The organism is Pseudonocardia sp. ICBG1034 (genome assembly GCF_020131375.1).
GTDB lineage: Bacteria > Actinomycetota > Actinomycetes > Mycobacteriales > Pseudonocardiaceae > Pseudonocardia > Pseudonocardia alni.
This window is the reverse complement of sequence record NZ_JAHLEK010000015.1, coordinates 935,016-958,543: the sequence shown is the minus strand read 5'-3', so window position 1 is coordinate 958,543 and position 23,528 is coordinate 935,016. Positions and strand designations below refer to the sequence as shown.

Below are 23,528 nucleotides of genomic sequence, written 5' to 3'. Positions count from 1 at the left end.
CGACCGAGTGATCGGGGCCACCGACCGTCCCGCGACACAGCGGAATCCTGTGACCTGCCTTACCTTTCGGACATGGCGACGTCGCTACCCGGAGGCGCTCGCCTGCGCGCGATCGCCGACGGGGCGCTGTCGACAGTGACGGCCGCGACGTCCGATCTCGGGCAGGCGGCGGGATACGCCGCGCGGACCTTCACCTCGCGGGCGGGACTGCGCGGACTGGCACTGGAGGGCGCCTGGCTGGCCGCGCACCTCGCGCTGTACCCGATCGGACTGGCCGAGGAGACCGTCCGCCCGCACGGCCACTGGCGCACCGACAGCCTGCCGCCGGTCAAGCGCAGCCTGGTCGTCGCCGACCCCACCGCCGCCGGGACGCCGATCCTGCTGGTCCACGGCATCATGGACAACCGCTCGGTGTTCACCGTGTTCGCCCACGAGCTGCGCCGGCGCGGCTTCGGGGTGGTGCACGCCATCAACTACAGCCTGTTCACCGACGACGTCCGCACCGCGGCGCACGAGCTGCGCGGCCACGTCGAACGGCTGCGCGAGGCCACCGGGTCGGACCGGGTGCACATCGTCGGGCACTCCCTCGGCGGGGTGATTGCCCGCTACTACGTGCAGCGGATGGGGGGCGACGCCGTCGTCGACACCCTGGCGACGCTCGGCAGCCCGCACTCGGGCAGCAACCTGGCCCGGATCGCGCCGCTGCCGCTGTGCCGCCAGCTCCGCCCCGGCTCGGCGATCCTGCGCGAGCTGGACGAACCGGCCCCCGGCTGCCGGACCCGGTTCCTGGTGGTCTGGTCGCGGATGGACGAGATCATCGTCCCGCAGCGGAACTCCCGGCTGCGTCACCCGGACCTCGACGTCACCGAGCTGGAGCTCGACGACGTGGGCCATCTCGCGCTGCCGGTGGACCGGCGCACGGTGCACTTCGTGGCGAGCACGCTGGCCCGCGGGGAGGCGGAGCGGCGCGAGCACGACCGGGTGCGCGACCGGCGGCTGCGCGGGTCGCTGCGGCTGGTCGGCCGGCACGCCGCCGAAGGCGCCTGAGCGTCCGGTCCGGGTGGGGGAACGGGATCCTCCGTTCGCCGTCGCGTCGCCGACCGCCCGACCGGTCGTCGATGATCCGCGACCGTCCGCAACCGCGCGGCGGGCCGCCGTTGCCGCCCGGCGGGGCCCGGGTTACCGTCGCGTCGTCCACGTCACGGACCGGTCACGGTGATCGGTGTCGCCCCGAACGACGCCATCCCCCGACGGAGCCCCCACTCCGACGATCACCGCCGAACGGCCCGCGGCGCCCTGAACACCAGAAGGGCAGTCTTGTCGCGCCACCGCTTCCCCAGCGGCGCCACGCGACCGGAGGCCCGGCCCGGCACGCTCCCCCCTGTGCCGCCGGCCGGTCACCGGCTCCCGGCGCTCCCGGCTCCCCCGCCGGTGGTCTCGCGTACCCGTGTGACCGTCGCCGCGGCGGCCGGTGGCGCCCTGGTCGCGGCCGGTCAGACGGTCGCCGGTGCCCTCGGGGTGCCCGGCTGGGGCGGTGAGGCCGCGGTCGAGGAGGCCTACGCCCGGCTCGCCGCCTCGGCGATGCTGCCGGTGTCCAGCGACACCCGCCCGGCCGACACGACCGCCCCGATGGACACCTCCGCGATCGGCGGCGAGCAGCTCTCCGCGCAGGCCGCGTCGCTGCCCGACCTGGACTCCACCTCGAAGGTCGACGTCGCCAACCTGACGAAGGCCGCCCGGATGGGCCGCGAGGCCGCCAAGCTGGAGCGGGCCGTGACGACCGCGATGTCGCACGGCGCCCCGAAGGCCGTCATGTACAACGGCGAGGCCCTGGTCATGCCGACGGCCGGCCGATTCACCTCCGGCTTCGGCGCCCGCTGGGGCGTGCAGCACAAGGGCATCGACCTCGCCGCCCCGATCGGCACCCCGATCTTCGCCCTGACCGACGGCGTCGTGGAGAAGTCCGGCCCGGCCAGCGGCTTCGGGATGTGGGTGGTGCTCAAGCACCCCGACGGGACCAGCACCGTCTACGGCCACATCAACCGGTCGTTCGTGCAGGAGGGCCAGCAGGTCAGGGCCGGCGACGAGATCGCCGAGGTCGGCAACCGCGGCCAGTCCACCGGCCCGCACCTGCATCTCGAGGTGTGGGAGCCGGACGGCACCAAGATCGACCCGCTGCCGTGGCTGGCCGCGCGCGGCCTCGACGTCACCGCCGCGACGGGCTCCCGCGACGCCTGACCGGCGGTCGCCGCTCCCCGGCCCGCCCGGACGGTCCAGAATGGCCGGGTGGCGGACGAGTCGGCGTACCGGGTGGGGGACGGCGAGCGACGGGCGGTCGACGCCCGGCTGCAGCGCGCGCACGGCGAGGGACGGCTGTCCCTGCCCGAGTACGAGGAACGCTCGGCGAAGGCGTGGGCGGCCCGCACCCGCGCCGACCTGGAGCCGTTGACCCGCGACCTCCCGGCCGACACCGCCGGGGCGCCCACCGCGGCCGTCGAGCAGGCGCCGACCACGGCCCTCCCGGCTCGGGCACGGACCGGCGAGTTCGCGGCGGCCGCCGGGCGGCGCGCCGGCGGGATCCTCGCCACGGCCGCGCTGGTCGTCGCCGCCGTCTGGGGCGGGTCGCAGGTGCTGCCGCTGACCGACGGCGTGACGGTGTTCGGGTCCCGCACCATCGGGGTCCAGGCCGATACCCCGCGGGTGGGCGGGGTGCTGCTGTTCGGCTCGGTCGAGGTCGTGGTGCCCGAGGGGACCCGGGCGGACGTCTCCGGGTTCACCGTGTTCGGCTCGACCGACTGCCCGACGGCGTGCGCCGCGCCGGGCGACCGGACGGTGGACGTGCACGTCGTCGGGGCGTTCGGGTCGGTGAAGGTGCTGACCCCGGCCGAGGCGGCGACGCAGGACCGCGACGACGACTGAGGTCTACAGCTTCTGCATCGGGACGCCGCCGATCAGCATCAGCCGGACCGTCCCGCCCGAGCCGAAGTCGATCGTCACCGTCGCGCGCGGGCCGATGCCGTCCGCCGCGACGACGGTGCCCAGGCCGTACTTGTCGTGGTTGACCCGGTCCCCGACGTCGAGGTGCAGCGACTGGTTGTTCAGCGACCTCTCCGGGACCTTCCAGCTCCCGCGATCGGTCGCCTGCGGCCGCTTCCCGAACCCGAACCGCCCCACCGGCGCCGACGGCCGCTGTGCGGCGAGCTGCTCCTCGGTGCGCCGCCAGTCGAGCAGTGACGGGGGCACCTCGTCGAGGAAGCGCGACGCCGGGTTGGTGCTGGGCTGCCCGAACGCGGACCGGACGATCGCCCGGGACAGGTAGAGCCGCTTCTCCGCGCGGGTGATCCCGACGTAGGCCAGGCGGCGCTCCTCGGCGAGCTCCTTCGGGTCCCCGAGGGTGCGCAGGTGGGGGAAGATCCCGTCCTCCCAGCCCGTCAGGAAGACCACCGGGAACTCGAGGCCCTTCGCCGTGTGCAGGGTCATCATCGTGACCACGCCGGAATCGTCGTCGGGGATGGAGTCCGCGTCCGCGACGAGCGCGACGCGCTCTAGGAACGCGGCCAGCGAGCCGGGCTCCGGGACACCGTCGGGGGTGTCGTCGTAGGTGTCGGCCTCGCCCTCGGGGGCCGCGCCGTCGGATGCCCCGTCGGCGGACCTGGCACCGGACCCGATCGCGGCCCCGCCGTCCGGCGCCAGGTCCGCGACGGCGGCGTCCCCCGCGAACTCCCGCGCCACCGTGACGAGCTCGGCGAGGTTGTCCATCCGGGTGCCGTCCTGCGGGTCCTCCGACGCCTGCAGCTCCTCCAGGTAGCCGGTGCGCGCGTAGACGGCCTCGAGGACCTCGGCGGTGTCGTCGCCGCGCTCGACGAGCTCGCGCAGCTCGTCGAGCATCCGCACGAACCCGGCGATGTTCTTCTGCGAGCGGGTCGCCAGGGCGGGGAGCCGCTGCGGCTCCTCGGCGGCGGCGCGCAGCGCGCGGGCGAACGAGGTGCGCTCGCGCTCGGCGTACTCGGCGACGACGGCCTCGGCCCGGTCCCCGATGCCGCGCTTGGGCACGTTGAGGATCCGGCGCAGGCTGACCGTGTCCTCCGGGTTGGACAGCACCCGCAGGTAGGCCAGCGCGTCGCGGATCTCGCGGCGCTCGTAGAACCGCACCCCGCCGACGACCTTGTAGGGCAGCCCGACCCGCAGGAACACGTCCTCGAAGACGCGGGACTGGTTGTTGGTCCGGTAGAACACCGCGATGTCGGAGTTGCGGTACTCGCCGGTGTCGACGAGCCGGTCGATCTCACGGGCGACGAACGACGCCTCGTCGTGCTCGTTGTCCGCGACGTAGCCGACGACGCGCTCGCCGTCGCCCGAGTCGGACCACAGCCGCTTGTCCCGCCGCTCCGGGTTGCGGGCGATCACCGCGTTCGCCGCGGACAGGATCGTCTGGGTCGAGCGGTAGTTCTGCTCCAGCAGGATGGTCCGCGCGTCCGGGAAGTCCTGCTCGAACTCGATGATGTTGCGGATGTTCGCGCCGCGGAAGGCGTAGATCGACTGGTCGGAGTCGCCGACGACGCACAGCTCGCCGGGACGCCCGTTCGCCGTGGCCGGCGCGACGAGCTGGCGGACCAGCTCGTACTGGGCGTGGTTGGTGTCCTGGTACTCGTCGACCATGACGTGCCGGAAGCGGCGCCGGTAGTACTCGGCGACGGCCGGCAGCCGGTCCAGCAGCGAGACCGTCTCCATGATCAGGTCGTCGAAGTCGAAGGCGTTCGCCTGGCGCAGCCGCGACTGGTAGACGCCGTAGACCTCGGCGATGCGCCGCTCGTGGTCGGTGGCGGCGCGCTCGGCGGCCTCGTCCGGCGAGACGAGCTCGTTCTTCAGGTTGGAGATCTGGGCGGCCAGTGCGCGCGGGGCGAACTTCTTCGGGTCCAGCTCCAGGTCGCGCCCGACGATGCCGACGAGGCGGCGGGTGTCGTCGGCGTCGTAGACGGAGAAGGCGCTGCGCACGCCGAGGTGCTTGGCCTCGCGCCGGAGGATCCGCACGCACATGGAGTGGAAGGTGGACACCCACATCGGCCCGGAGCGTCGCCCGACGAGGGCGTCGACGCGCTCCTTCATCTCGGCCGCGGCCTTGTTGGTGAAGGTGATCGCCATGACCTCGCCGGGGTGCACCCCGCGCTCGGCGAGCAGCCAGCCGATCCGGTGGGTGAGCACGCGGGTCTTCCCCGACCCCGCTCCGGCGACGATCAGCAGCGGTGAACCCGCATGCGTCACGGCCTCCCGCTGGCGGTCGTTCAGGCCGTCCAGCAGGCGGCGGCCCTGGGCCGTCGTCGGCTCGGCAGCGGCGGCGGGGCCCGTCCCGGGGAGTTCGAACAGCGCACTCATCGTGTCGAACACGGTACGCCGGGGGTCCGACGACCCCGCTCCGGCGTCGCCGGTCCCGGAAACCACGGCGGCCCGGTGCGCCGGGTGGTCTACACTCGCCGCGTGGCTCACGACAGGCGATTTCGCTACGGGTACCGGACCCCGGTTCCCGCTGCGCCGACCGTCTGAGCCCAGACGCCACCCGCACGCCCCGGAGTCCGACGGACCCGGGGCGTTCGCATGTCCTCGGTCCCGACGGCCCGTGACCGAGACGAGGAGACCATGACCGTGACCGACCCCGCCGCCCCGCAGCCGAGCTCCGGCACGAGCACCGAGGTGCGCACCGGAGCCGACCCCGAGATCGAGCAGCTGCGCCGGGAGATCGACCGGCTCGACGCCGAGATCCTCGACGCGATCCTCCGCCGCACCGAGGTCTCGAAGCGCATCGGTGCCGCCCGCATGGCCGCGGGCGGACCGCGCATCGTCTACAGCCGCGAGATGGCGGTGCTGGACCGGTTCGCCGACCTCGGCCCCGAGGGCCGCGAGCTGGCGATGATGCTGCTGCGGCTGGGCCGCGGACGTCTCGGCGGCCGTTGACGACCGTGTGACACCCTGTCGCGCCCGGCGACGGGGGCCGGAGCGGCGACCGCTCGGCGATTCACGCGCAGTACACAGGGCGACACGCCCACACGGGCCCCACCTGGGGTTCAGGCCGGGGCAGGCTTGCGCAGTGGTTGCCTTGCGAGGCAACGAGCAGGTCGAGCGGTCGGATACGGCCGATGAACGGGAACCACCCGATCGGGTGACCTGCGACGAGCGGAGTGTGATCACTTGGGGATCAAGGACTCTTTCCGGTACATCTTCCCAGGTCGAAATGACCCGAAGGAGGACGTGCGGCCGTGACCGACACACCTGCCGGAGCCCCGCTCCCCGGCGCCCCCGGCGCCACCGGGCCCCGCGACGTGGTGAGCGTCGCCGAACTGCTGGCGCGTCACTCGCGTGCATCCCACGCGTCCTCCGACGGCGCGGGTCCGCTCACCGGGCCCGTCCTGTCCGTCGGTGACCTGCTGCGCCGTGAGGGGCGTCCCCCGGTGGCCGACGGCGCGGCCGCCGACGCCGCGTCGGCCGGTGACATCGCCGCCGCGGGTGCCCCGGGCGGCTGGGGGGACATCGACCTCCCGCAGCCCCGCGCCGCGGCCGGCGCCGACGGCTGGACCGGCCGTCAGGTGTCGGGTCGCCGTCGTGCCGGTGTGGTCGCCGGCGCGCTGCTCGCCGCGGGCTCCGTGCTCGGCGCGGCGCTCTACAACGGCGTCGGCACCGAGAACTCCGACGCGCGCGCCGCCGCCGACGGCCTGTTCCCCGGCTTCGGCCTGCCCACCGCGGGCGACACCCCGGACACGCTGCCCGCCCAGTACCTCCCGGCGAACGTGGCGCTGAGCTCGCCGCTGCCGGACGCGCCCGCGACCGCCCCCGGCGCCACCGACTGGATGGCCGTCGCCTTCGGTCCGCAGCAGCCGGCGCAGGCCGTCGCGGCGGGCCGCACCCCGGGCACCGCCGGCGGGCCCGCCGTCGCGGTCCCCGCGCCCCGCACGCCCACCTCGCCCTCGACCGGGAACCCGGGCACCGGGTCCCCGTCGTCGCCGGCGGTCCCGGCTCCGCGCGGCTCCGGTGGGACGGGCTCGCCGCTCGCCCCGATCGTCGCCCCGATCAACAACCCGGACCGGCCGTCCGCGGGCAACATCCTCGAGCCCGTGACCGGCACCTCGCCGTCGCGCGGCGGGACCAGCACCGGCCCGATCCAGGACGTCACCGAGAACGTCCGCCCGGTCGGGGACGCCGTCGGTGGCGTCGTCGCCCCGGTCGCGCAGGCCGCGGCACCGGTCGGGAAGACCCTCGGCGGTGCCGTGTCCCCCGTGACCGAGGCCGTCCGCCCGGTGACGAACGCGGTCAAGCCCGTCACCCGGCCCCTCACCGACACCCTCGAGCCGGTGACGACGCCGGTGCTCGGCGCGCTGTCGCCGGTCACCGAGCCCGTCCTCAGGAGCACGGAGCCGCTCACCGGCCCGGTCCTGAAGGCGGCCGAGCCGGTCACCGGGCTCCTCGACACCTCCGCGAAGAAGGCCACCGCGGACACCGGTTCCTCGTCCTCGGACGCCACCCAGCCGCTGCAGGCCGTCACGAAGCCCGTGGGGCAGGTGGCCGGCACGGTGACCGAGCCGGTCGGGGGCGCCCTGTCCGGCGTGACCGAGCCGGTCGGCGGGGTGCTCGGCGGCGTCACGAAGGGCGCGGGCGGGCTGCTGGGCGGCTGACGCCCCACCCACGACGACGCCGCTTACACGAGCCTCCTGTCGGAAGCCCAGCGGGACAGCTCGTGCCGGTTCGACGTCTGCGTCTTGCGCAGCACGCTCGACACGTGGGTCTCCACCGTCTTCACCGAGATGAACAGCTCCTTCGCGATCTCCTTGTAGGCGTAGCCGCGGGCCAGCAGCCGCAGCACGTCCCGCTCCCGCTTGGTCAGCTGGTCGATCTCCGGGTCCACCGGCGGTGCCGCACCCGGCCGGTCGGAGAACGCGTCCAGCACGAACCCGGCCAGGCGTGGTGAGAAGACCGCGTCACCGGCCCGTACGCGTCGCACGGCGTCGGCGAGGTCCCGGCCCGAGATCGTCTTCGTGACGTAGCCGCGGGCGCCGGACCGGATCACCGAGATGACGTCCTCCGCGGCGTCGGACACCGACAGGGCCAGGAACACCGACTCGGTGCCCGCCGCGCGCGCCCGGCGCAGGATCTCCGCGCCCCCGCCGCCGGGCATGTGCACGTCGAGCAGCACCACGTCCGGCGCGAGGTGCCCGACGCCGGCCACCGCCTCGTCGACGGAGCCCGCCTCACCGACGACCTCCAGGACGGGGCTGCGCCCGTCGCCACGGTCCAGCTCGGCGCGCACGCCGGACCGGAACAACGCGTGGTCGTCGACCAGGTAGACCCGGATACCGGTGTCGTCCGGACCGGCCGGTGTCCCCGGCGCGTCGGCGGTGGTCATGCCGTCTCCTTCTCCGTCAGCGGCATCGACAGCCGCACCTCCGTACCCTCCCCGGCCCCGGTGCGGATCCGGACCGTGCCGCCGTGGCGGCGCATCCGGGCGTGCACCGAGTCCGCGAGGCCGTGCCGGTCGTCGGACACCGCATCCGGGTCGAAACCGGTGCCGCGGTCCCGCACGAACACCTCGGCCGCGCCCGGACCCTCGTCCGAGGCGGGCTCCACCTCCACGTAGACGTCGACCTCGGACGTCCCCGAGTGCTTCGCCGCGTTCACCATCGCCTCGCGTGCCGCCAGGACCAGGGCGCGCAGGTCGTCGTCGAGCTCGGCGTCACCGACCAGCACCGGGCCGACGGCCACCGCGTAGGTGTCCTCCACCTCGCCCGCGACGCGCGTGATCGCCGCCGAGAGCAGCGTCCCCACCGCGTCCGGGCTGCCGCCGCCGCCCCGGGCGCGCCCGCCCGGCCCGTAGAGCCAGGCACGCAGCTCCCGCTCCTGGCCGCGGGCCAGCCGCTGCACCTCGCGCGGGTCGCCGGACTGGCGCTGGATCAGCGCGAGGGTCTGCAGCACCGAGTCGTGCAGGTGCGCGGCGATCTCGGCGCGCTCGGCGGCGACCGCGCGGGCCCGGCGCTCCTCGCCGAGGTCGCGCACCAGCCGTACCCACCAGGGGACGGTGAGGACCGCGACGCCCAGCAGCGTCGCCAGCGCCGCGAGGATCCCGAACCGCACCTGGCTCAGGTCCAGGTTGCCGAGCAGGAACACCGCCAGCCCGGTCAGGACGAGCGCGGCGCCGAGCACGGTGCGGGCCAGTGCCGCACGACCGCCCGTGACGCGGCTGCGGGCGTCGCGCGCCCACCGCCGTCGTTGCGCCTCGTCGGCCTCCCGCCACACGACGGCCGCACCGACCGTCGCCAGCCCCAGCGGGCCGGCGATCCAGCCGAGCACGGCCGAACCCGAGGTCGCCGCGACCAGCGACAACCCCAGCCCCAGCGTCAGCAGCCCGGCGGCCTGCAGGCGTTCGGACCGGGTGACGGTCCGCTCGACGACGGCGGCCTCCTGCCGCAGGAACACCCACAGCAGGCCGTAGGCCAGGACCCCCGCCCAGCCGAGCAAGGTCAGCGCGACGAAGGCCGCCCGGATCCAGCGGACGTCGACGCCGAGGTGGTCGGCCACCCCGCCCGCGACGCCGCCGACCATCCGGCCGGAGCGGCGCCGGGTCAGCGGGACGCGTGCACCGGGGCGCGGCGGTACCGGGCCGCCCGGCCGCGGGGAGACGGCGTCTCCGGGCGGCGGGGGCACCGGGCCGGCGGGCACGGGCACCGTCGGCCCCGGTCCCCCGTCGGCCCCGGGCCCGTCGGCTCCGGACTCGGTCGCCCCGGGTGCGGCGGCACCGGGCCGGGCGGCACCGGGCGACGCGACACCGGGCGACGGGGCCGCCCACGGAGCGGCGGTGGGCCGCGTCGGCGCGTCCGCCGACCCCGGTGCGGTACCGGTCGAGGGGTCCGAGCTGTTCACGACCCCATCGTCACACGACCCGCGCCGGATCCCCTCCGGATCGGGACCGGGGTCCTCTCGGGGTTGTCCCCGAGACGCCGGGGCCCGCCCGGACGGCAGGCTCGACGCCATGAACCAGACGCAGCTGCCCGGGAGCGGCCGACCACCGTCGGCGTCGTCGACGGCCCGGAACACCATGCGCGACATGTGGGACTCCCGGCCCCTGCGTCCGCGCGACGACCGCAAGCTCGCCGGCGTCTCCGCCGCGATCGCGCGCCGCTACGAGATCGACCCGACGCTGGTCCGGGTCGGGTTCGTCGTCGCCGCGATCGTGGGCCCCGGCATCCCGCTCTATCTGGCGGGCTGCGCGGTCCTGCCGGACGCCGGCCCGCCCGGCAGCCCGGTCCCGACACGCAGCGGACCGTCCTCGGCGCTGTCGGTGACGCTGCTGGTCCTGGCCGCGCTGCTGGCCGTCCCGCTGGTGCTGTCCGCCGACCGCGTCATCCCCGCCGTCGTCACGGTCGCGCTGCTCGTCGCGCTGCACGTGACCCGGGGGAACCGGCCCGGGGCCCGGGAGGCCGCCGCGTCGCCGACACCCGTGGTGCCGTGGGTCGCGGACCCGCACGCCCCCACCGTGGCGCAGGTGACGCCACCGGCCTGGGACCCGCTCGGCGCCGCACCGTTCGCCTGGGACCTGCCCGAACCGGGCCCGGAGCCGGGTCCGCCCCCGGCGCCCCGCTCGACGCTCACACCGATCACGCTGGCCGTGTCGCTCGTCGTCGCCGGGATGGTGGGGGTGCTCGCCCTGGCCGCACCGGGTGCGGTGCCGGCCTCGGCCGTCCCGGGGGCCGCGCTCGCCGTCGTCGGGATCGGGCTGGTCGTCGGTGCGCTGCGGCGCGCCGGACGCTGGCTGGTGCCGTTCGCGGTGCTGCTCGCACTGGTCACGGCGGCCACCATCCCGCTCAACGACGCCGTCGGACCCGACGGCTGGGCCGTGCGCGGCGGCGTCGGGGAGACCGTCGAGGCCCCCGCGACCGTCGCGCAGCTCGCCCCGGAGTACCGGCGCGGCACCGGTTCGGTCCAGCTCGACCTGACCCGCCTCGACCTCACCGCGACGCCCGGCGCGACCGGACCGGTCCGCACCCGGGCCGAGGTCGGCGCGGGCGCGGTGGAGATCCGCGTCCCGCGCGACGCCGACCTGCTCGTCCGCAGCTCGGTGGGCACCGGCGACCTGACCGTCGACGGGCAGACCCGCAGCGGGCAGGACGTGGACCTGACCGTGAACGACCCCGGCCCGGACGGACCCGGTGGCCGGGTGCTGGAGCTCGACCTGCGGGCCGAGCTGGGAACCGTGGAGGTCACCCGTGGATAGCTCGCTCGCCCGTCGCGCCGACCCGTTCGCCCTCGTCGCCGGGGTCCTGTCGCTGCTGGTCGCGGTGTGCGGGGTCCTCGGGATCGCCCCGTGGCAGGTCGTCGACCTGCGCTGGGTGCTCGCCGGGACCGCCGTTGTGGCCGGGATCGCATTCCTGATGGCGAGCGTGCGTAACTCCCGGGCCACATCGGACGACTAAAGGGTCATCACGGGAGCCGGCGGGCTGGGGAGCGCCGCCGGACCCGCCGCCGCCCGCGTGGCAGCGGTGTCCGACGGGGGTCGGACACCGCGAGGCCCGGGCTGGCCGGGGCGGGGCCGAGACATCGGCCCCGCCCCTGTTACGTCAGGCCCCGGTCACTCCCACTCGATGGTGCCCGGGGGCTTGCTCGTCACGTCGATGACGACCCGGTTGACCTCGGACACCTCGTTGGTGATCCGGGTGGAGATCCGCTCGACGACGTCGTAGGGCAGCCGGGTCCAGTCCGCGGTCATCGCGTCCTCGCTGGACACCGGGCGCAGGACGATCGGGTGGCCGTAGGTGCGGCCGTCGCCCTGCACACCGACACTGCGGACGTCGGCCAGCAGCACCACCGGGCACTGCCAGATCTCCCGGTCCAGCCCGGCCGCGGTCAGCTCCTCGCGGGCGATCGCGTCCGCGGCCCGCAGCGTCTCCAGCCGGTCCCGGGTGACCTCGCCGATGATCCGGATGCCCAGGCCGGGGCCGGGGAACGGCTGGCGGGCGACGATGACCTCGGGCAGCCCCAGCTCGGCACCGACCATCCGGACCTCGTCCTTGAACAGCGCGCGCAGCGGCTCGACCAGGTCGAACTCGATGTCGTCGGGCAGACCGCCGACGTTGTGGTGGCTCTTGATCACCGCGGTGCCGTCGCCGCCACCGGACTCGACGACGTCGGGGTAGAGCGTCCCCTGGACCAGGAACCCGACGTGGTGGTCGGCGACCACCTCCGCCGTGGCCGTCTCGAAGACCCGGATGAACTCCCGGCCGATGATCTTGCGCTTCTGCTCGGGCTCGGTGACCCCGGCGAGCGCGTCGAGGAACCGGTCGGCGGCCTCGGCGACGTGCAGGGTCGCGCCGGTGGCGGCGACGAAGTCCTTCTCGACCTGCTCGCGCTCCCCGGACCGCATCAGCCCGTGGTCGACGAACACGCAGGTCAGCCGGTCACCGATGGCGCGCTGGACGAGCGCGGCGGCTACGGCGGAGTCGACCCCGCCGGACAGCCCGCAGATCGCGCGGCCGTCACCGACCTGGGCACGGATCGCCTCGACGGTCTCGTCGATGATCGAGGCCGTGGTCCAGGACGGGCGGATGCCCGCGATGTCGTGCAGGAACCGGCGCAGCACCTCCTGGCCGTGCGGCGAGTGCCCGACCTCGGGGTGGTACTGCACGCCGGCCAGACGCCGGTCGGTGTCCTCGAACGCGGCGACCGCGACCCGGTCGGTCGACGCGGTGACGGTGAATCCCGCCGGGGCGGCGGTCACCGAGTCGCCGTGGCTCATCCACACCGGGTGCGTGCGGGGCAGGCCCTCGTGCAGCGTGCCGGGGGTACCGGTCAGCGCGACCTCGGTGCGGCCGTACTCGCGGGTGCCGTCGTGGGCGACCTCGCCGCCCAGCGCCCGGGCCATCGCCTGGAAGCCGTAGCACATGCCGAACACCGGGATGCCGGCCTCGAACAGCGCCGGGTCGACCGCGGGGGCCCCGTCGGCGTACACGCTCGCCGGGCCGCCGGAGAGGATCACCGCGGCGGGCTCGCGGGCCACGATCTCGGTGACGGGCAGGGACGCGGGCACGATCTCGGAGTAGACGTCCGCCTCGCGCACGCGACGGGCGATGAGCTGCGCGTACTGGGCGCCGTAGTCCACGACGAGGACGGTCGGGGTCTGCACACGACCAGGGTAAACGGGCGATCCAGGTCACCCGTCGTCCGTACCGTCTCCTCGATCCTGATGATCCCCGCCGGCCGCGGGCGGTACGGCGTAACGGCGAGGCCCGGTTGCTCCGATGGGGGGAGGACGGCACCGTACGACCTGGAGGCACCCCGATGGCCACCACCCCGACCGGCCGCACCACCGGCACCGGCGACACCCCCGCCGACCCGGCCGTCGACGGCGCCACCACCACGACCGCCGCGCCGCTCGTCCCCGCCCAGCGCCCCGCGCCGGAGCAGGAGACCCGCCCGGCCGCCGGCACGCTCGGCACCGGCGCGCTCGGGGTGGACGCGCTGGGCCTCGGGGCGCTCGGCACCACCGGGCTGCTCGGCGGGACCCCGGCCCCGGTCACCCCCGCACAGGCACCCGTCGCAACCCCCGTCGACGAGCCCGCGGTCGCGGAGCCGGTCCGGGAGTCCGCACAGCCGGTTCCCGGGGCCCCGGTCGTCCCCCGGGCCCGCGCGTTCCGGGCCCGCATCCTGCCGGTGTTCCTGTGCGCCGCCGCGACCGGCACCGCGGCGATCGCCGCCGCGGGCCTGATCATGACCCCGTCGGCGACCTCGCCGCTGCCCACCCCGCGGACCGTGACCGCCTCCGGCCCGACGGTGCCGCAGGGCCCGCCGCTGCCGCAGGCCGTCGCGGCGTCGCTGGTCGGGTCCGCCGCCGGGACCGGGCTGTGGGCCGGGGACCCGGTCGTCGCGATGACCGCCTGGCGCGACAACGGCGGGCTCACCCACCTCACCGCGATCGGCGACGGCTTCACCCGCGTCGCCGACGCCGCGGGCCGTCAGGACGCGGTGGCGCTCGCCGTCGCCTGCGGGCGGCTGCAGGCCGCCATCGACGCCGCACGGGCCTACGACGCCGTGCCCGACGCCGTCGCGCAGACGTCCTGGACCGCGCTGCTCGACCACGGCACCGCCGCCGCGACCGCGGGGACCTCCGGGGCGCTCGCGCTGGACCCGTCGCAGCTGTCGGTCTTCACCGCGCAGGCGAACCTGGTGCGCGACGACCTGACGACCGTCGCCGACCGCGTCCGCGCCGTCCTGGCGGGCTGAGCCTCAGTCCTCGTGCCGCCCGCGCGAGCGCAGCGGCGGCGGCTGCACCGACCCGAGCAGCGCCCGCAGGTCCGCGGCGCTCGCGGCGCGGCGCCCCAGGTCGACGGCGACCGTCGGTGCGATGTCGCGCAGCCGTCCGAGCAGGGCCGGGTCGGCCAGGTCGTACCGGCCGTCGGCGGTCCCGGTGACGATCGCGTCCGGGCGCAGCGCCCGCACCGCCTGCGGGTCCGGGCTGCGGTCGTCGCCGACCGCGTCGACGCCGTCGAGCGTCCCCGCGCAGCCGACCAGCTGGGCGCCCAGCTCCAGCAGCAGCTCCCCCACCCGGGGGTCGGTCGCCACCACCCGCACGACCGGTCCGCGCAGCGGCACCGGGGTCCCGGTCGCGTCGACGAAGGCTCGTCCACCGCCCATGGCGGCTCCGGCGGTGGGGCGGCTCATCGGCGGGCTCCTCCTGGCTGACGACGGCGTCGCCGTCGAACCTACCGCGCGAAACCCGCTCGACCCCCGCGGCGACGGGCGCCTAGCGTGGCCCGCCGTGACCAGCCCGACCGAGACCCGGATCCGCCGCGCCCTCACCAACTGCTCCAAGGGGGAGGCGACGCGGATGGTCCTGCCCGCGTGGGTCCGCGACCTGGACCCCGACCGGCTCGACGACGTCCGCGGCTGGCGTGACCCGAAGGCCCCCGACCGCGGGGTGCTGCTGGTCCCCACCGACGACGGCCCGGCCGGCGTCGTGCTGCGCGCCGCCACCGGCGCCACCCGCGCGGCGGCGATGTGCGCGCTGTGCCGGACCACCCACACCGTCGGCGGCGTCGCGCTGTTCGCCGCCCCGCGCCGCGGTGCGAAGGGGCGCCAGGGCGACACCGTCGGCACCTACATCTGCGCCGACCTGGCCTGCGCCGAGCACGTCCGCGTCGAGACGGCGACGGCGGCGCTCAAGCCCGCCCCCGGCACGACCGTCGACGAGCGACGGGCCGGGCTGCGGGAGCGGGCCGCGGAGTTCGTGGCGGCCGTGACCGCCGAGGGGTGACTCAGGTACGCAGGTTCAGCCCGACCCGCTGGAACTCCTTGAGGTCGGAGTAGCCGGTCTTCGCCATCGCCCGCCGCAGCGCGCCGAACAGGTTCGTCGTGCCGTACGGGCTGTCGGTCGGCCCGAACAGCACCTGCTCCAGGGTCCGCCCGGACCGCGCGAGGCCGGTGACCTCCGAGCGCGGCAGCGACGGGTGCGCCGCCGACGAGGTCCAGTACAGCCCGCCCGCGGGGGCCTCCGCGGCCTCGGCCAGCTGCTCGCCGAGCATGACCGCGTCCGCGCCGCAGGCCACGGCGCGGGCGATGTCACCGGAGGTGCCGATGCCGCCGTCGGCGATCACGTGCACGTACCGGCCGCCGGTCTCGTCGAGGTAGTCACGGCGGGCCGCCGCGGCGTCGACGATCGCGGTCGCCATCGGGACCCCGACCCCCAGCACCTCGTCGGTGGTGGTGGAGGTGGACTGCCCGTACCCGACGATGACGCCGGCGGCGCCGGTGCGCATCAGGTGCAGCGCGGTGCGGTAGTCCCCCACCCCGCCGGCGACGACCGGGACGTCCAGCTCGGCGATGAAGTCCTTGAGGTTGAGCGGCTCGTCGTCCGAGACGTGCTCGGCGGAGATGATCGTGCCCTGCACGATGAGGATCTCGACGCCCGCGGCGAGCAGCGCCGGGGTGAGCTCACGGGCGCGCTGCGGGCTGACCCGCGCCGCCACCGTGTGCGAGCCGTCGCGCAGCGGGCGCAGCGCCTCGGTGATCAGGTCCTGCTGGATGGGGGCCTGGTGCAGCTCCTGCAGCAGCGCCACCGCGGAGTCCGGCTCATCGCCGGTCGCCGCCGCGACGACACGCTCCAGCGCGCCCTTCGGGTCGGCGTGCCGGGCCCACAGGCCCTCGGCGTTCAGCACCCCCAGCCCGCCGAGCTCGCTGATCCGCACCGCCGAGTCCGGCGACACCACCGCGTCGGTGGGGTGGGTCATCAGCGGGATGTCGAAGCGGTAGGCGTCGAGCTGCCAGGCCGTCGAGACGGCCTTCGAGCTGCGGGTCCGCCGCGACGGGACGATCTCGATCTGGTCGAGGTCGTAGGCACGACGGGCCTCCCGGCCCATCCCGATCTCCACGAGGTCACGCACGGGCACCACCCTAAGCGGCGCTGCTCAGGATGGTGCTGGGGCCCCCGTGACTACCGGGCGGCGTAGTTCGGGGCCTCGACGGTCATCGTGATGTCGTGCGGGTGGCTCTCCTTGAGACCGGCCGCGGTGATCCGCACCAGGCGCGCCTGCTGCAGGTCCGGAATGGTCTGCGCGCCGACGTAGCCCATGCCCGAGCGCAGCCCGCCGCCGAGCTGGTGCACCACCGAGGACAGCGGCCCGCGGAACGGGATCCGGCCCTCGATGCCCTCGGGGACGAGCTTGTCCTCGCTGAGCACGTCGTCCTGGGCGTAGCGGTCCTTGGAGTAGGACCGGCCCGCGGCACCGGCACGGCCCTGCATGGCGCCGAGCGAGCCCATCCCGCGGTAGGTCTTGAACTGCTTGCCCCCGACGAGGACCACCTCACCCGGCGACTCCGCGGTGCCGGCCAGCAGCGAGCCCAGCATGACCGTCGACGCGCCGGCCGCGATGGCCTTGGCGACGTCACCGGAGTACTGGATGCCGCCGTCGCCGATGACCGGGACGCCGGCCGGGGCGCACGCCCGGGTGGCCTCGTAGATCGCGGTGATCTGCGGGGCGCCGACCCCGGCGACGACGCGGGTGGTGCAGATCGAGCCCGGCCCGACGCCGACCTTGACCGCGTCCGCGCCCGCCTCGACGAGCGCCTTGGCGCCCTCGTAGGTGGCGACGTTGCCGCCGACGACGTCGACGTGGTCGCCGACCTCGGCGCGCAGCTTCGCGACGGTCTCCAGCACCCGGCGGGAGTGGCCGTGCGCGGTGTCGACCATCAGGACGTCCACACCGGCCTCGACGAGCTGCATCGAGCGGGCGTAGGCGTCGTCGCCGACCCCGACCGCGGCGGCGACGACGAGCCGCCCGTCCGGGTCCTTGGTCGCCAGCGGGTACTGCTCGGTCTTGTTGAAGTCCTTGATCGTGATGAGGCCGCGCAGCATGTCGTCGCCGTCGACGATGGGCAGCTTCTCCAGCTTGTGCCGGCGCAGCAGGCCCAGCGCGGCCTCCGCGGTGACGCCGACCTTGGCCGTCACCAGGGGCGCGCGGGTCATGACCTCCGACACGGGCCGGTCGGTGTCGACCTCGTAGCGCATGTCGCGGTTGGTGATGATCCCCACCAGCCGGCCGGTCTCGTCGGTCACCGGCACACCGGAGATCCGGAACTTGGCGCACAGGGCGTCGACGTCGGCCAGCGTCGCGTCGGGGCTGCAGGTCACCGGGTCGGTCACCATGCCGGCCTCGGACCGCTTCACGACCTCGGCCTGGGCCGCCTGGGCGTCCGGGGAGAGGTTGCGGTGCAGCACGCCGAGACCGCCGGCGCGGGCCATCGCGATGGCCATCCGGGACTCGGTGACGGTGTCCATCGGGGACGACACCAGCGGCACCTGGACCCGCACCCGGCGGGTCACCTGGCTCGACGTGTCGGCCGAGCTGGGGATCACGTCCGACTCGGCGGGCAGCAGCAGCACGTCGTCGAAGGTCAGGCCGAGCATCGCGAACTTGTCCGGCAGGCCGCCCATCTCGCTCGTCATCTCTCCGGGGCTCCTCTTGCGGTCGAAGCAGTGTTGTCGAGGCGGTGCGGTCGACGCTGACGGCGGGCTCCCGCCGCAGGCCGCCATCGTACGTCCACCACCCCGGGGTGGGCCGGGGCCCGACCCTCCTGCACCGGTACCGTGTACGCCGTGTCACCAGAGGCGCTGCCACCGGACCCGTTCGCCGGAGACCCGGATGACCCTGCGCTCTCCATGCAGGCCTATGACGACCGTGGTGACGGCGCGTGGCCGGGTTCCGGTGACTCCGATGTCCCCCCGTTGAACGAGACCGACCGCGGCGAGATCCTGGCCGACCTGGCGGACCTCGCCGTGTACCAGGCGCTGCTGGCGGGCCGTGGCGTCCGCGGGATCGTCGTCGACTGCGCGGACTGCGGCGAACAGCACTTCCACGAGTGGAACCTGCTGCGCGCGAGCCTGCAGCAGCTGCTCGACGAGGGCCGGATGCGGCCGCACGAGCCGGCCTACGACCCGGACCCGGCGCACTACGTCACGTGGGAGTACTGCCGCGGGTACGCCGACGCGACCCTCGCCGACTGAGCGCGGCACCCCCGAGACACACGACGGGCCCCGGAGGAGATCCTCCGGGGCCCGTCGCCGTGCTGCGTGCCGGACCGCGTCAGTTCGGCGTGCTGCTCACCGCACCGGTCGTCGTCGACGACGGCGTGGCCGTGGTGTCGTCCGACGGGTCGGCCTGCCCCTCCCCGGCCGCGGTGGGCCGGGTCGTGGGCGCCGTCGTCGGGGTCGTCGGGTCCGCCTGGCCCTCCGTCGTCGGCGAGGTCTCCGACGGCGACGGCGACGTCGTGGGCGAGGTCTCACCCGGCCCGGTCAGCACGGACGGGTCGGTGGTGCCCTCCGGGGAGGTCGGGCCGCCCGGGGTGGTCTCGCCCTGCGTCGGACGCGGGTCCGGCGCCGGGGCGTCCTCGTCGCCCTCGGAGACCGGGGGCGGCGGGGCCGGGGTCCCGTCGCGCAGCGGCGACCGCGGGTCGGTCGGCGTGCCCGGCGGGGTCTCGGCGACCTTCTGGCTCAGGAAGCGGTTCTGCTGCTCGAAGTCGTTGCGCAGGTCGGGCGCGGTGCGGTCCACCAGCGGTCCGAGCGCGGCGAGTTCCTGCTGCGCACCGACGGTGTCCCCGGCGGCGAGCTTGGCGTTGACCCGCTCGATGCCCTCGCGCAGCGTGGTCGCGGCCTGCACCTGTTCGGCGCGCTCGCTGTAGAGCACCCGGGAGACACCCCACAGGGCGTCGCCCGGCTCGGCCTCGTGCGCGCTGATCGAGACGACGGCCAGCGCACACGCCGCGACCGCCGCGGCGGCGACAAGCGGACGCAGGAAGGAGACCTTCCGCGACGGCTTCGCCGGCTGCAGGATCTGCACGGCCTCGTCGGTGTCGAGGAGCTGCGGGATCGGGTCGCGCTCGACCTCGTCCTTCCAGGACGAGAGCATCGCGGCCAGGTGGTCGTCGACGTCGTAGCCGCGCCGGCCGGGGCCGGACACGCCGAGCCCGGAGGACAGGGCGTTGATCAGCTCGTCGTCGGCCTGGAGCTCGACGAGGTCGATCGGGCCGTCGTCCTCGACGCCGTCGAGGTCGTCCCACTCGTCGGCGCGGGCGGCGTGCCGCGGCACGACCGGCTGCGGGACGGTGCGCCCGTCGAACGGCACCGGGTGACCCCGGTGACCGAGCGGCTGCGAGTGGCCGTTGGTGTGGCCGTTGGTACGGGGAGGGCGGGGCTCGCCGAAGCGGCCACGCGTCACCGGCGCGGGCGGGCGCTCCCAGCCCTCACCGGACGGCGGGGGGAAGCCCGGACCGTGCGGACCCTGGTCACGCATCCCGGACCACCTCCTCACTCATCATCTTCCTCAGCCGGGCCAGCGCCCGGTGCTGGGCGACGCGGACGGCGCCCGGGGTGGAGCCGACGGCCGCCGCGGTCTCCTCCGCGGACAGGCCCACGACCACGCGCAACACGATGATCTCCCGATGCTTGTCCGGAAGGATCTCCAGGAGCTTGGACATCTCCTCCGACAGTTCCACCTGCAGGGCCCGGGACTCCGGACCGTCGGACGACTCCATGCGGTCCGGCACGTCGGCCATCGGTTCCGAGCGGTTCCGGGACGCAGCCCGGTGCGCGTCGATGACCTTGTGGGACGCGATGCCGTAGACGAAGGCGAGGAACGGGCGACCCTGCACCCGATACCCCGGCAACGCCGTGAGCACGGCCACGCAGACCTCCTGGGCGACATCGTCCGCCGAGACGGACCCTCGGTCGGTCCCCAGACGGGCGCGGCAGTAACGCACGACGAGGGGCCGAATCATGGCGAGAACGCGCTCGACCGCGGACCGATCGCCGGCCATGGCCGCTTCGATCCACTCGTCGGGAACGTCTCTTGATTCACTCATCGTGGGGAACCGCCCAGGCGTTACGAGCTTCCAGCAGTGTCATCCGATCGTGGAGGCAACCCGCGTCCGCGCAGGTGGGATCGGCTCGGATCCACCGTATCCGAGCGGGGCTCGCCGACGGGAGTCGCTCCATGCCAGATCAGACGATCGTGCACTGTTCCGGGTTGCGCGGGGCCGCACCGGAACACGTCCACGGGGCGGCCACGGTCGGCGAGCGGTTCGTCACCCACCGCAGATTTGCGGTCACCGGACGCAGTGAAGATCGTCCGTGCCCGATCACCGGCGGTGGACCGCCCGGCGCGGGTCGCGCCCGGTTCGGCGCGGAGTCCGGACGGGTCGCCGCCGGGACCGCGGGGCTGCGGCGACGGATGTGACACCAGGGACGAGAGGGACGCCGGATGACGATTCCCGGCGTCCCTCCGACCGCTCGTCGGACGAGGGCCGATCGGGGGCGGACGGTTACGGCGTCCGGCGGATCCGTCGTCCGCCCCGGCGGGGTCCGGCCGCGGGGAGCACGACCGGCGTCCCGTCACCGGGGCGCGGGACCGGCCGGAGCCGGTCGGGGTGGGGGTCCCGGGCGTGGTGTCCCGGGTGCGGGCCGCGGGGTCTGCAGCGGCCCGGGTGCGCGGGCCGGACACGGGGATGTCCGGGCGTGGAGCCGGACCGCGGGGGTCGGTCCGGCTCACGATGCCCACCCGCGGATGGGTGGGTGGAGCGGCCGGTTCGGGGTCGGTCGCTCGGTGGTGCGTTCTCGTGCCGTTCCGGGTGGGGACCCGGTCAGGACACCAGGCCGCGCCGGAAGCCGTGGGCCACGGCCTGTGCGCGGTCACGGACGCCGAGCTTGCGGAACAGCCGGCGGGCGTGGGTCTTCACGGTGTCCTCGGAGAGGTAAAGCTCGCGGCCGATCTGGCCGTTGCTCTTGCCCTGGCTCATCCCGCGCAGCACCTGGAGCTCGCGCTCGGTGAGCTGGACCCCCGGGTCGGTGGGCACGCGCGGGGTCGGCACCGAGGTGCTGGCCAGGGTGTGCGCCAGCGCGGCGACCAGCTCGGGACGCGAGGCGTCCCAGCGCAGGTAACCGCGTGCCCCACCGGCGATGGCGGCGGCGATGCTGCCGGCGTCGTCCGGGGCTCCGAAGACGATGACGTTGGCCTGCGGGTGGGCGGCCACCAGTCGCCGGGTGGCCTCCACCCCGGTGGGCACAGCACGCTGCGTCCCGACCAGGACGACGTCGACGGACTGGCGGGCGTAGCGGGCGAGGAGCTCGTCCCCGTGGGCGACGCAGTCGATGCGCTGGACCCCCGGGACCGCGGACATGACGCGAGTCAGTCCCTCGCGGACGCTGCGACGATCGTCGCAGATGAGTACCGTCGTCACGACGATTCCTTCCTGCAGCTTCCTGCAGCCGGGTGATTCTTCACCCTCCGAATCGGCGGGTGACACTCTCACCTTGACACGGTCGGGGCGATTTTGTGCCCTCCGTTCGGCGCTCTGACCCACGTGCATCAGCGTCATGTGGGTGAAGCGTCGCCGAATGGAGTAGTCCGTACGGTACATCGTCCGGGCCCGGCTCCGGGCACTACTCCCGCAGCAGCTCTCGCCCGCTACGGTCACTTCGCGTATAGAGGACGCTCACCGTGTGCAACACCGCATGTCGGCGACCCTCCGCATCCGCTCGGCGACTGCGCGTATCGAATGGTGACGCTCCGGCGTGTCGCGCTCCGGCGACCGGTCCGGAACCGGCCTCCGGCGTCGCCCGATCGGCCCCGCGGCGCCCGCGGTACGGCCGAGCGGGTACGGCATCCGGACCACCTCCTGCGGGGTCCGGTGCTCCGTCCGGCCCCGGTCCCGGCCCGGTGAGGTCGGCCCGGGCGAGCAGCGCGGGGCGGTGCAGCGGTAGCAGTCCGTGCACGAGCGCGTCCGCGGCCACCGCGTCCAGCTCGGCGACGACGTCCGCCGGGTCGTGCCCCGCCACCCCGGCGGCGACCGCCCGGACCAGGCGGCTCTTGAGCACGTGCCGCGCGGACCCGAGCGCCCGCGCCCCGGCCAGCGCCTCGTCGGCGGCGGCGAGCGCCGCGGCCGGGTCGCCCGCGACCAGTGCGGTCTCCGCGGTCACCCAGCCGTGGCGGACCCGGGTGCGGTGGCCGTGCGGGCCGCACCACGGCCCGGCCCGGCGCAGCAGCACGGCGGCGGTCGCGGCGTCGAGGCGGCCGAGCGCGTCGGCGGCGAGCCCGGTCAGCGCGTCGGCGACGGCCGCGGCGCGGCCGAGGCCCCACGGCCCGGGGTCGCCCGGGGTCACCGCGCCCGGCAGCACCAGCCGGAGCGCGGCGCCGTCGAGTGCGGCCGCGGCGCGGTGCCCGCCGAGCTGGCGCAGGTGCGAGGCCCGGGTGACGGTCGCGTGCGCCCGCGGCACGACCCCGGTCGCCGGGTCGCGGCGCACCCCGTCGAGGAGCGCGGCCGCGGCCGCGTAGTGCCCGGAGCCGCCCCGGGCGACGGCGGCCGCCCACCGCAGCTCCGCCGGCCCGTCCGGGCGCGCCGCCGCGGCCACCTCCCGGTCCGTCGCCGCCCCGGCGAGCAGGGCCCGGACCTCCGCCGACGGCGCCCGCCGTGCACCACCCTGTCGGACGTGCACCATCGTTCACCTCGAATCAGGTTTGCGGCCGCCATGGCCAGGGAATCTGAGCGTCGTCAGGTTCGATAGCGAAGGCAGGTGACGAACATGGCGGACATCCGGAGGCTTCCCGGCCCGGTCGCCGACATCTACGACTGGCAGATGGAGGGAGCCTGCCGGGGGATGGACAGCGCGTTCTTCTTCCATCCCGAGGGTGAGCGAGGTCCCGCCCGGGCCCGTCGTGAGACCCGAGCGAAGCAGGTCTGTTCGGAGTGCCCCGTGGTGCAGCAGTGCCGCGAGCACGCACTGAAGGTGCACGAGCCCTACGGCATCTGGGGCGGCCTGTCCGAGTCCGAGCGGGACGCGATCATCCGCGGTCCGCGCCGCACGCTCAAGGTCGCCGCCGAGGCGACCGTCCAGCCGGTGGAAATTCCCGTTCACACCGCCTGAGAGGGCCCCGACCCGCGGGGGCTCCCATCTCCCGCCGGACGGCACACACTTCCTGCCCCGCAACGCACAACGGCGGGCGACCCGAGGG

Annotated in this window: 22 protein-coding genes; 11 read left to right on the top strand and 11 right to left on the bottom strand. The window is 75.1% G+C overall.

Annotated elements, in window-relative coordinates:
• Positions 1-72 precede the first annotated feature (72 nt).
• From KPF22_RS06245 to KPF22_RS06235, 3 genes are all read left to right on the top strand, one after another.
• Complete coding sequence (locus tag KPF22_RS06245) at positions 73-1,047, top strand: triacylglycerol lipase (protein ID WP_208823105.1); 975 nt, start codon at positions 73-75, stop codon at positions 1,045-1,047.
• Between the two features lie 402 nt (positions 1,048-1,449).
• Positions 1,450-2,238, top strand: a complete 789-nt coding sequence (locus tag KPF22_RS06240; protein WP_224401447.1) for a M23 family metallopeptidase — start codon at positions 1,450-1,452, stop codon at positions 2,236-2,238.
• A gap of 48 nt (positions 2,239-2,286) precedes the next feature.
• Positions 2,287-2,919: a DUF1707 domain-containing protein gene (locus tag KPF22_RS06235; protein ID WP_208823108.1), complete on the top strand. Its 633-nt coding sequence runs from the start codon at positions 2,287-2,289 to the stop codon at positions 2,917-2,919.
• Positions 2,920-2,922: 3 nt separating this feature from the next.
• Here the strand turns inward: KPF22_RS06235 and KPF22_RS06230 are convergent, their stop codons facing one another.
• The gene (locus KPF22_RS06230; RefSeq protein ID WP_224401446.1) at positions 2,923-5,373 is read right to left on the bottom strand and encodes a UvrD-helicase domain-containing protein; all 2,451 of its coding nucleotides are present in this window, start codon (positions 5,371-5,373) and stop codon (positions 2,923-2,925) included.
• A 261-nt stretch (positions 5,374-5,634) separates the two neighbouring features.
• Between KPF22_RS06230 and KPF22_RS06225 the strand changes: the two genes are divergently transcribed.
• Both KPF22_RS06225 and KPF22_RS06220 read left to right on the top strand, forming a co-directional pair.
• A complete protein-coding gene (locus tag KPF22_RS06225; RefSeq protein WP_062403759.1) occupies positions 5,635-5,949 on the top strand; it encodes a chorismate mutase in 315 nt (104 codons plus the stop codon).
• A gap of 302 nt (positions 5,950-6,251) precedes the next feature.
• Complete coding sequence (locus KPF22_RS06220; RefSeq protein ID WP_224401445.1) at positions 6,252-7,661, top strand: hypothetical protein; 1,410 nt, start codon at positions 6,252-6,254, stop codon at positions 7,659-7,661.
• 23 nt (positions 7,662-7,684) lie between these two features.
• On the opposite strand, the gene KPF22_RS06215 is transcribed toward KPF22_RS06220, so the two are convergent.
• Positions 7,685-8,389, bottom strand: coding sequence for a response regulator transcription factor (locus KPF22_RS06215; protein ID WP_062397730.1), 705 nt, complete (start codon positions 8,387-8,389; stop codon positions 7,685-7,687).
• On the bottom strand, positions 8,386-9,705 hold the full coding sequence (locus tag KPF22_RS06210) for a PspC domain-containing protein (RefSeq protein ID WP_374107485.1): 1,320 nt from the start codon (positions 9,703-9,705) through the stop codon (positions 8,386-8,388). The genes KPF22_RS06215 and KPF22_RS06210 overlap by 4 nt, the downstream gene beginning before the upstream one ends.
• 304 nt (positions 9,706-10,009) lie before the next feature.
• Between KPF22_RS06210 and KPF22_RS06205 the strand changes: the two genes are divergently transcribed.
• Together KPF22_RS06205 and KPF22_RS06200 are read left to right on the top strand one after the other, a co-directional pair.
• On the top strand, positions 10,010-11,251 hold the full coding sequence (locus tag KPF22_RS06205) for a PspC domain-containing protein (RefSeq protein ID WP_224401443.1): 1,242 nt from the start codon (positions 10,010-10,012) through the stop codon (positions 11,249-11,251).
• The gene (locus KPF22_RS06200; RefSeq protein WP_208823111.1) at positions 11,244-11,450 is read left to right on the top strand and encodes a hypothetical protein; all 207 of its coding nucleotides are present in this window, start codon (positions 11,244-11,246) and stop codon (positions 11,448-11,450) included. The genes KPF22_RS06205 and KPF22_RS06200 overlap by 8 nt, the downstream gene beginning before the upstream one ends.
• Before the next feature lie 155 nt (positions 11,451-11,605).
• On the opposite strand, the gene guaA is transcribed toward KPF22_RS06200, so the two are convergent.
• Positions 11,606-13,156: a glutamine-hydrolyzing GMP synthase gene (guaA, locus tag KPF22_RS06195; protein WP_208823112.1), complete on the bottom strand. Its 1,551-nt coding sequence runs from the start codon at positions 13,154-13,156 to the stop codon at positions 11,606-11,608.
• Between the two features lie 155 nt (positions 13,157-13,311).
• Between guaA and KPF22_RS06190 the strand changes: the two genes are divergently transcribed.
• Positions 13,312-14,253, top strand: coding sequence for a hypothetical protein (locus tag KPF22_RS06190; RefSeq protein WP_208823114.1), 942 nt, complete (start codon positions 13,312-13,314; stop codon positions 14,251-14,253).
• Between the two features lie 3 nt (positions 14,254-14,256).
• Here the strand turns inward: KPF22_RS06190 and KPF22_RS06185 are convergent, their stop codons facing one another.
• Complete coding sequence (locus KPF22_RS06185; protein WP_145983100.1) at positions 14,257-14,691, bottom strand: hypothetical protein; 435 nt, start codon at positions 14,689-14,691, stop codon at positions 14,257-14,259.
• Between the two features lie 97 nt (positions 14,692-14,788).
• Here KPF22_RS06185 and KPF22_RS06180 point away from each other — a divergent pair, with 97 nt between their 5' ends.
• The gene (locus KPF22_RS06180) at positions 14,789-15,283 is read left to right on the top strand and encodes an FBP domain-containing protein (RefSeq protein ID WP_073576428.1); all 495 of its coding nucleotides are present in this window, start codon (positions 14,789-14,791) and stop codon (positions 15,281-15,283) included.
• Position 15,284: 1 nt separating this feature from the next.
• Here the strand turns inward: KPF22_RS06180 and KPF22_RS06175 are convergent, their stop codons facing one another.
• The gene (locus tag KPF22_RS06175; RefSeq protein ID WP_208823117.1) at positions 15,285-16,409 is read right to left on the bottom strand and encodes a GuaB3 family IMP dehydrogenase-related protein; all 1,125 of its coding nucleotides are present in this window, start codon (positions 16,407-16,409) and stop codon (positions 15,285-15,287) included.
• 50 nt (positions 16,410-16,459) lie between these two features.
• Complete coding sequence (gene guaB, locus KPF22_RS06170; protein ID WP_178376007.1) at positions 16,460-17,971, bottom strand: IMP dehydrogenase; 1,512 nt, start codon at positions 17,969-17,971, stop codon at positions 16,460-16,462.
• A 165-nt stretch (positions 17,972-18,136) separates the two neighbouring features.
• Here guaB and KPF22_RS06165 point away from each other — a divergent pair, with 165 nt between their 5' ends.
• Positions 18,137-18,529, top strand: coding sequence for a DUF5319 domain-containing protein (locus KPF22_RS06165; RefSeq protein ID WP_374107484.1), 393 nt, complete (start codon positions 18,137-18,139; stop codon positions 18,527-18,529).
• Between the two features lie 79 nt (positions 18,530-18,608).
• On the opposite strand, the gene KPF22_RS06160 is transcribed toward KPF22_RS06165, so the two are convergent.
• From KPF22_RS06160 to KPF22_RS06145, 4 genes are all read right to left on the bottom strand, one after another.
• On the bottom strand, positions 18,609-19,814 hold the full coding sequence (locus tag KPF22_RS06160) for an anti-sigma-D factor RsdA (protein WP_208823121.1): 1,206 nt from the start codon (positions 19,812-19,814) through the stop codon (positions 18,609-18,611).
• A complete protein-coding gene (locus KPF22_RS06155; RefSeq protein WP_062397752.1) occupies positions 19,807-20,382 on the bottom strand; it encodes a sigma-70 family RNA polymerase sigma factor in 576 nt (191 codons plus the stop codon). Before KPF22_RS06155 ends, KPF22_RS06160 begins: the two co-directional genes overlap by 8 nt.
• Positions 20,383-21,159: 777 nt before the next feature.
• Complete coding sequence (locus KPF22_RS06150; RefSeq protein WP_010225624.1) at positions 21,160-21,756, bottom strand: response regulator transcription factor; 597 nt, start codon at positions 21,754-21,756, stop codon at positions 21,160-21,162.
• A gap of 202 nt (positions 21,757-21,958) precedes the next feature.
• A complete protein-coding gene (locus tag KPF22_RS06145) occupies positions 21,959-23,014 on the bottom strand; it encodes a hypothetical protein (protein WP_224401442.1) in 1,056 nt (351 codons plus the stop codon).
• Positions 23,015-23,098: 84 nt separating this feature from the next.
• Between KPF22_RS06145 and KPF22_RS06140 the strand changes: the two genes are divergently transcribed.
• Complete coding sequence (locus KPF22_RS06140) at positions 23,099-23,440, top strand: WhiB family transcriptional regulator (protein WP_073576856.1); 342 nt, start codon at positions 23,099-23,101, stop codon at positions 23,438-23,440.
• Positions 23,441-23,528 lie beyond the last annotated feature (88 nt).

Coding starts and splice junctions, on each gene's coding strand:
- KPF22_RS06230 (WP_224401446.1), bottom strand. CDS start 5,373: ATGAGTGCGCTGTTCGAACTCCCCGGGACGGGCCCCGCCGCCGCTGCC.
- KPF22_RS06160 (WP_208823121.1), bottom strand. CDS start 19,814: ATGCGTGACCAGGGTCCGCACGGTCCGGGCTTCCCCCCGCCGTCCGGT.
- KPF22_RS06145 (WP_224401442.1), bottom strand. CDS start 23,014: ATGGTGCACGTCCGACAGGGTGGTGCACGGCGGGCGCCGTCGGCGGAG.
- KPF22_RS06215 (WP_062397730.1), bottom strand. CDS start 8,389: ATGACCACCGCCGACGCGCCGGGGACACCGGCCGGTCCGGACGACACC.
- KPF22_RS06185 (WP_145983100.1), bottom strand. CDS start 14,691: ATGAGCCGCCCCACCGCCGGAGCCGCCATGGGCGGTGGACGAGCCTTC.
- KPF22_RS06140 (WP_073576856.1), top strand. CDS start 23,099: ATGGCGGACATCCGGAGGCTTCCCGGCCCGGTCGCCGACATCTACGAC.
- KPF22_RS06225 (WP_062403759.1), top strand. CDS start 5,635: ATGACCGTGACCGACCCCGCCGCCCCGCAGCCGAGCTCCGGCACGAGC.
- KPF22_RS06190 (WP_208823114.1), top strand. CDS start 13,312: ATGGCCACCACCCCGACCGGCCGCACCACCGGCACCGGCGACACCCCC.
- guaB (WP_178376007.1), bottom strand. CDS start 17,971: ATGACGAGCGAGATGGGCGGCCTGCCGGACAAGTTCGCGATGCTCGGC.
- KPF22_RS06245 (WP_208823105.1), top strand. CDS start 73: ATGGCGACGTCGCTACCCGGAGGCGCTCGCCTGCGCGCGATCGCCGAC.
- KPF22_RS06155 (WP_062397752.1), bottom strand. CDS start 20,382: ATGAGTGAATCAAGAGACGTTCCCGACGAGTGGATCGAAGCGGCCATG.
- KPF22_RS06205 (WP_224401443.1), top strand. CDS start 10,010: ATGAACCAGACGCAGCTGCCCGGGAGCGGCCGACCACCGTCGGCGTCG.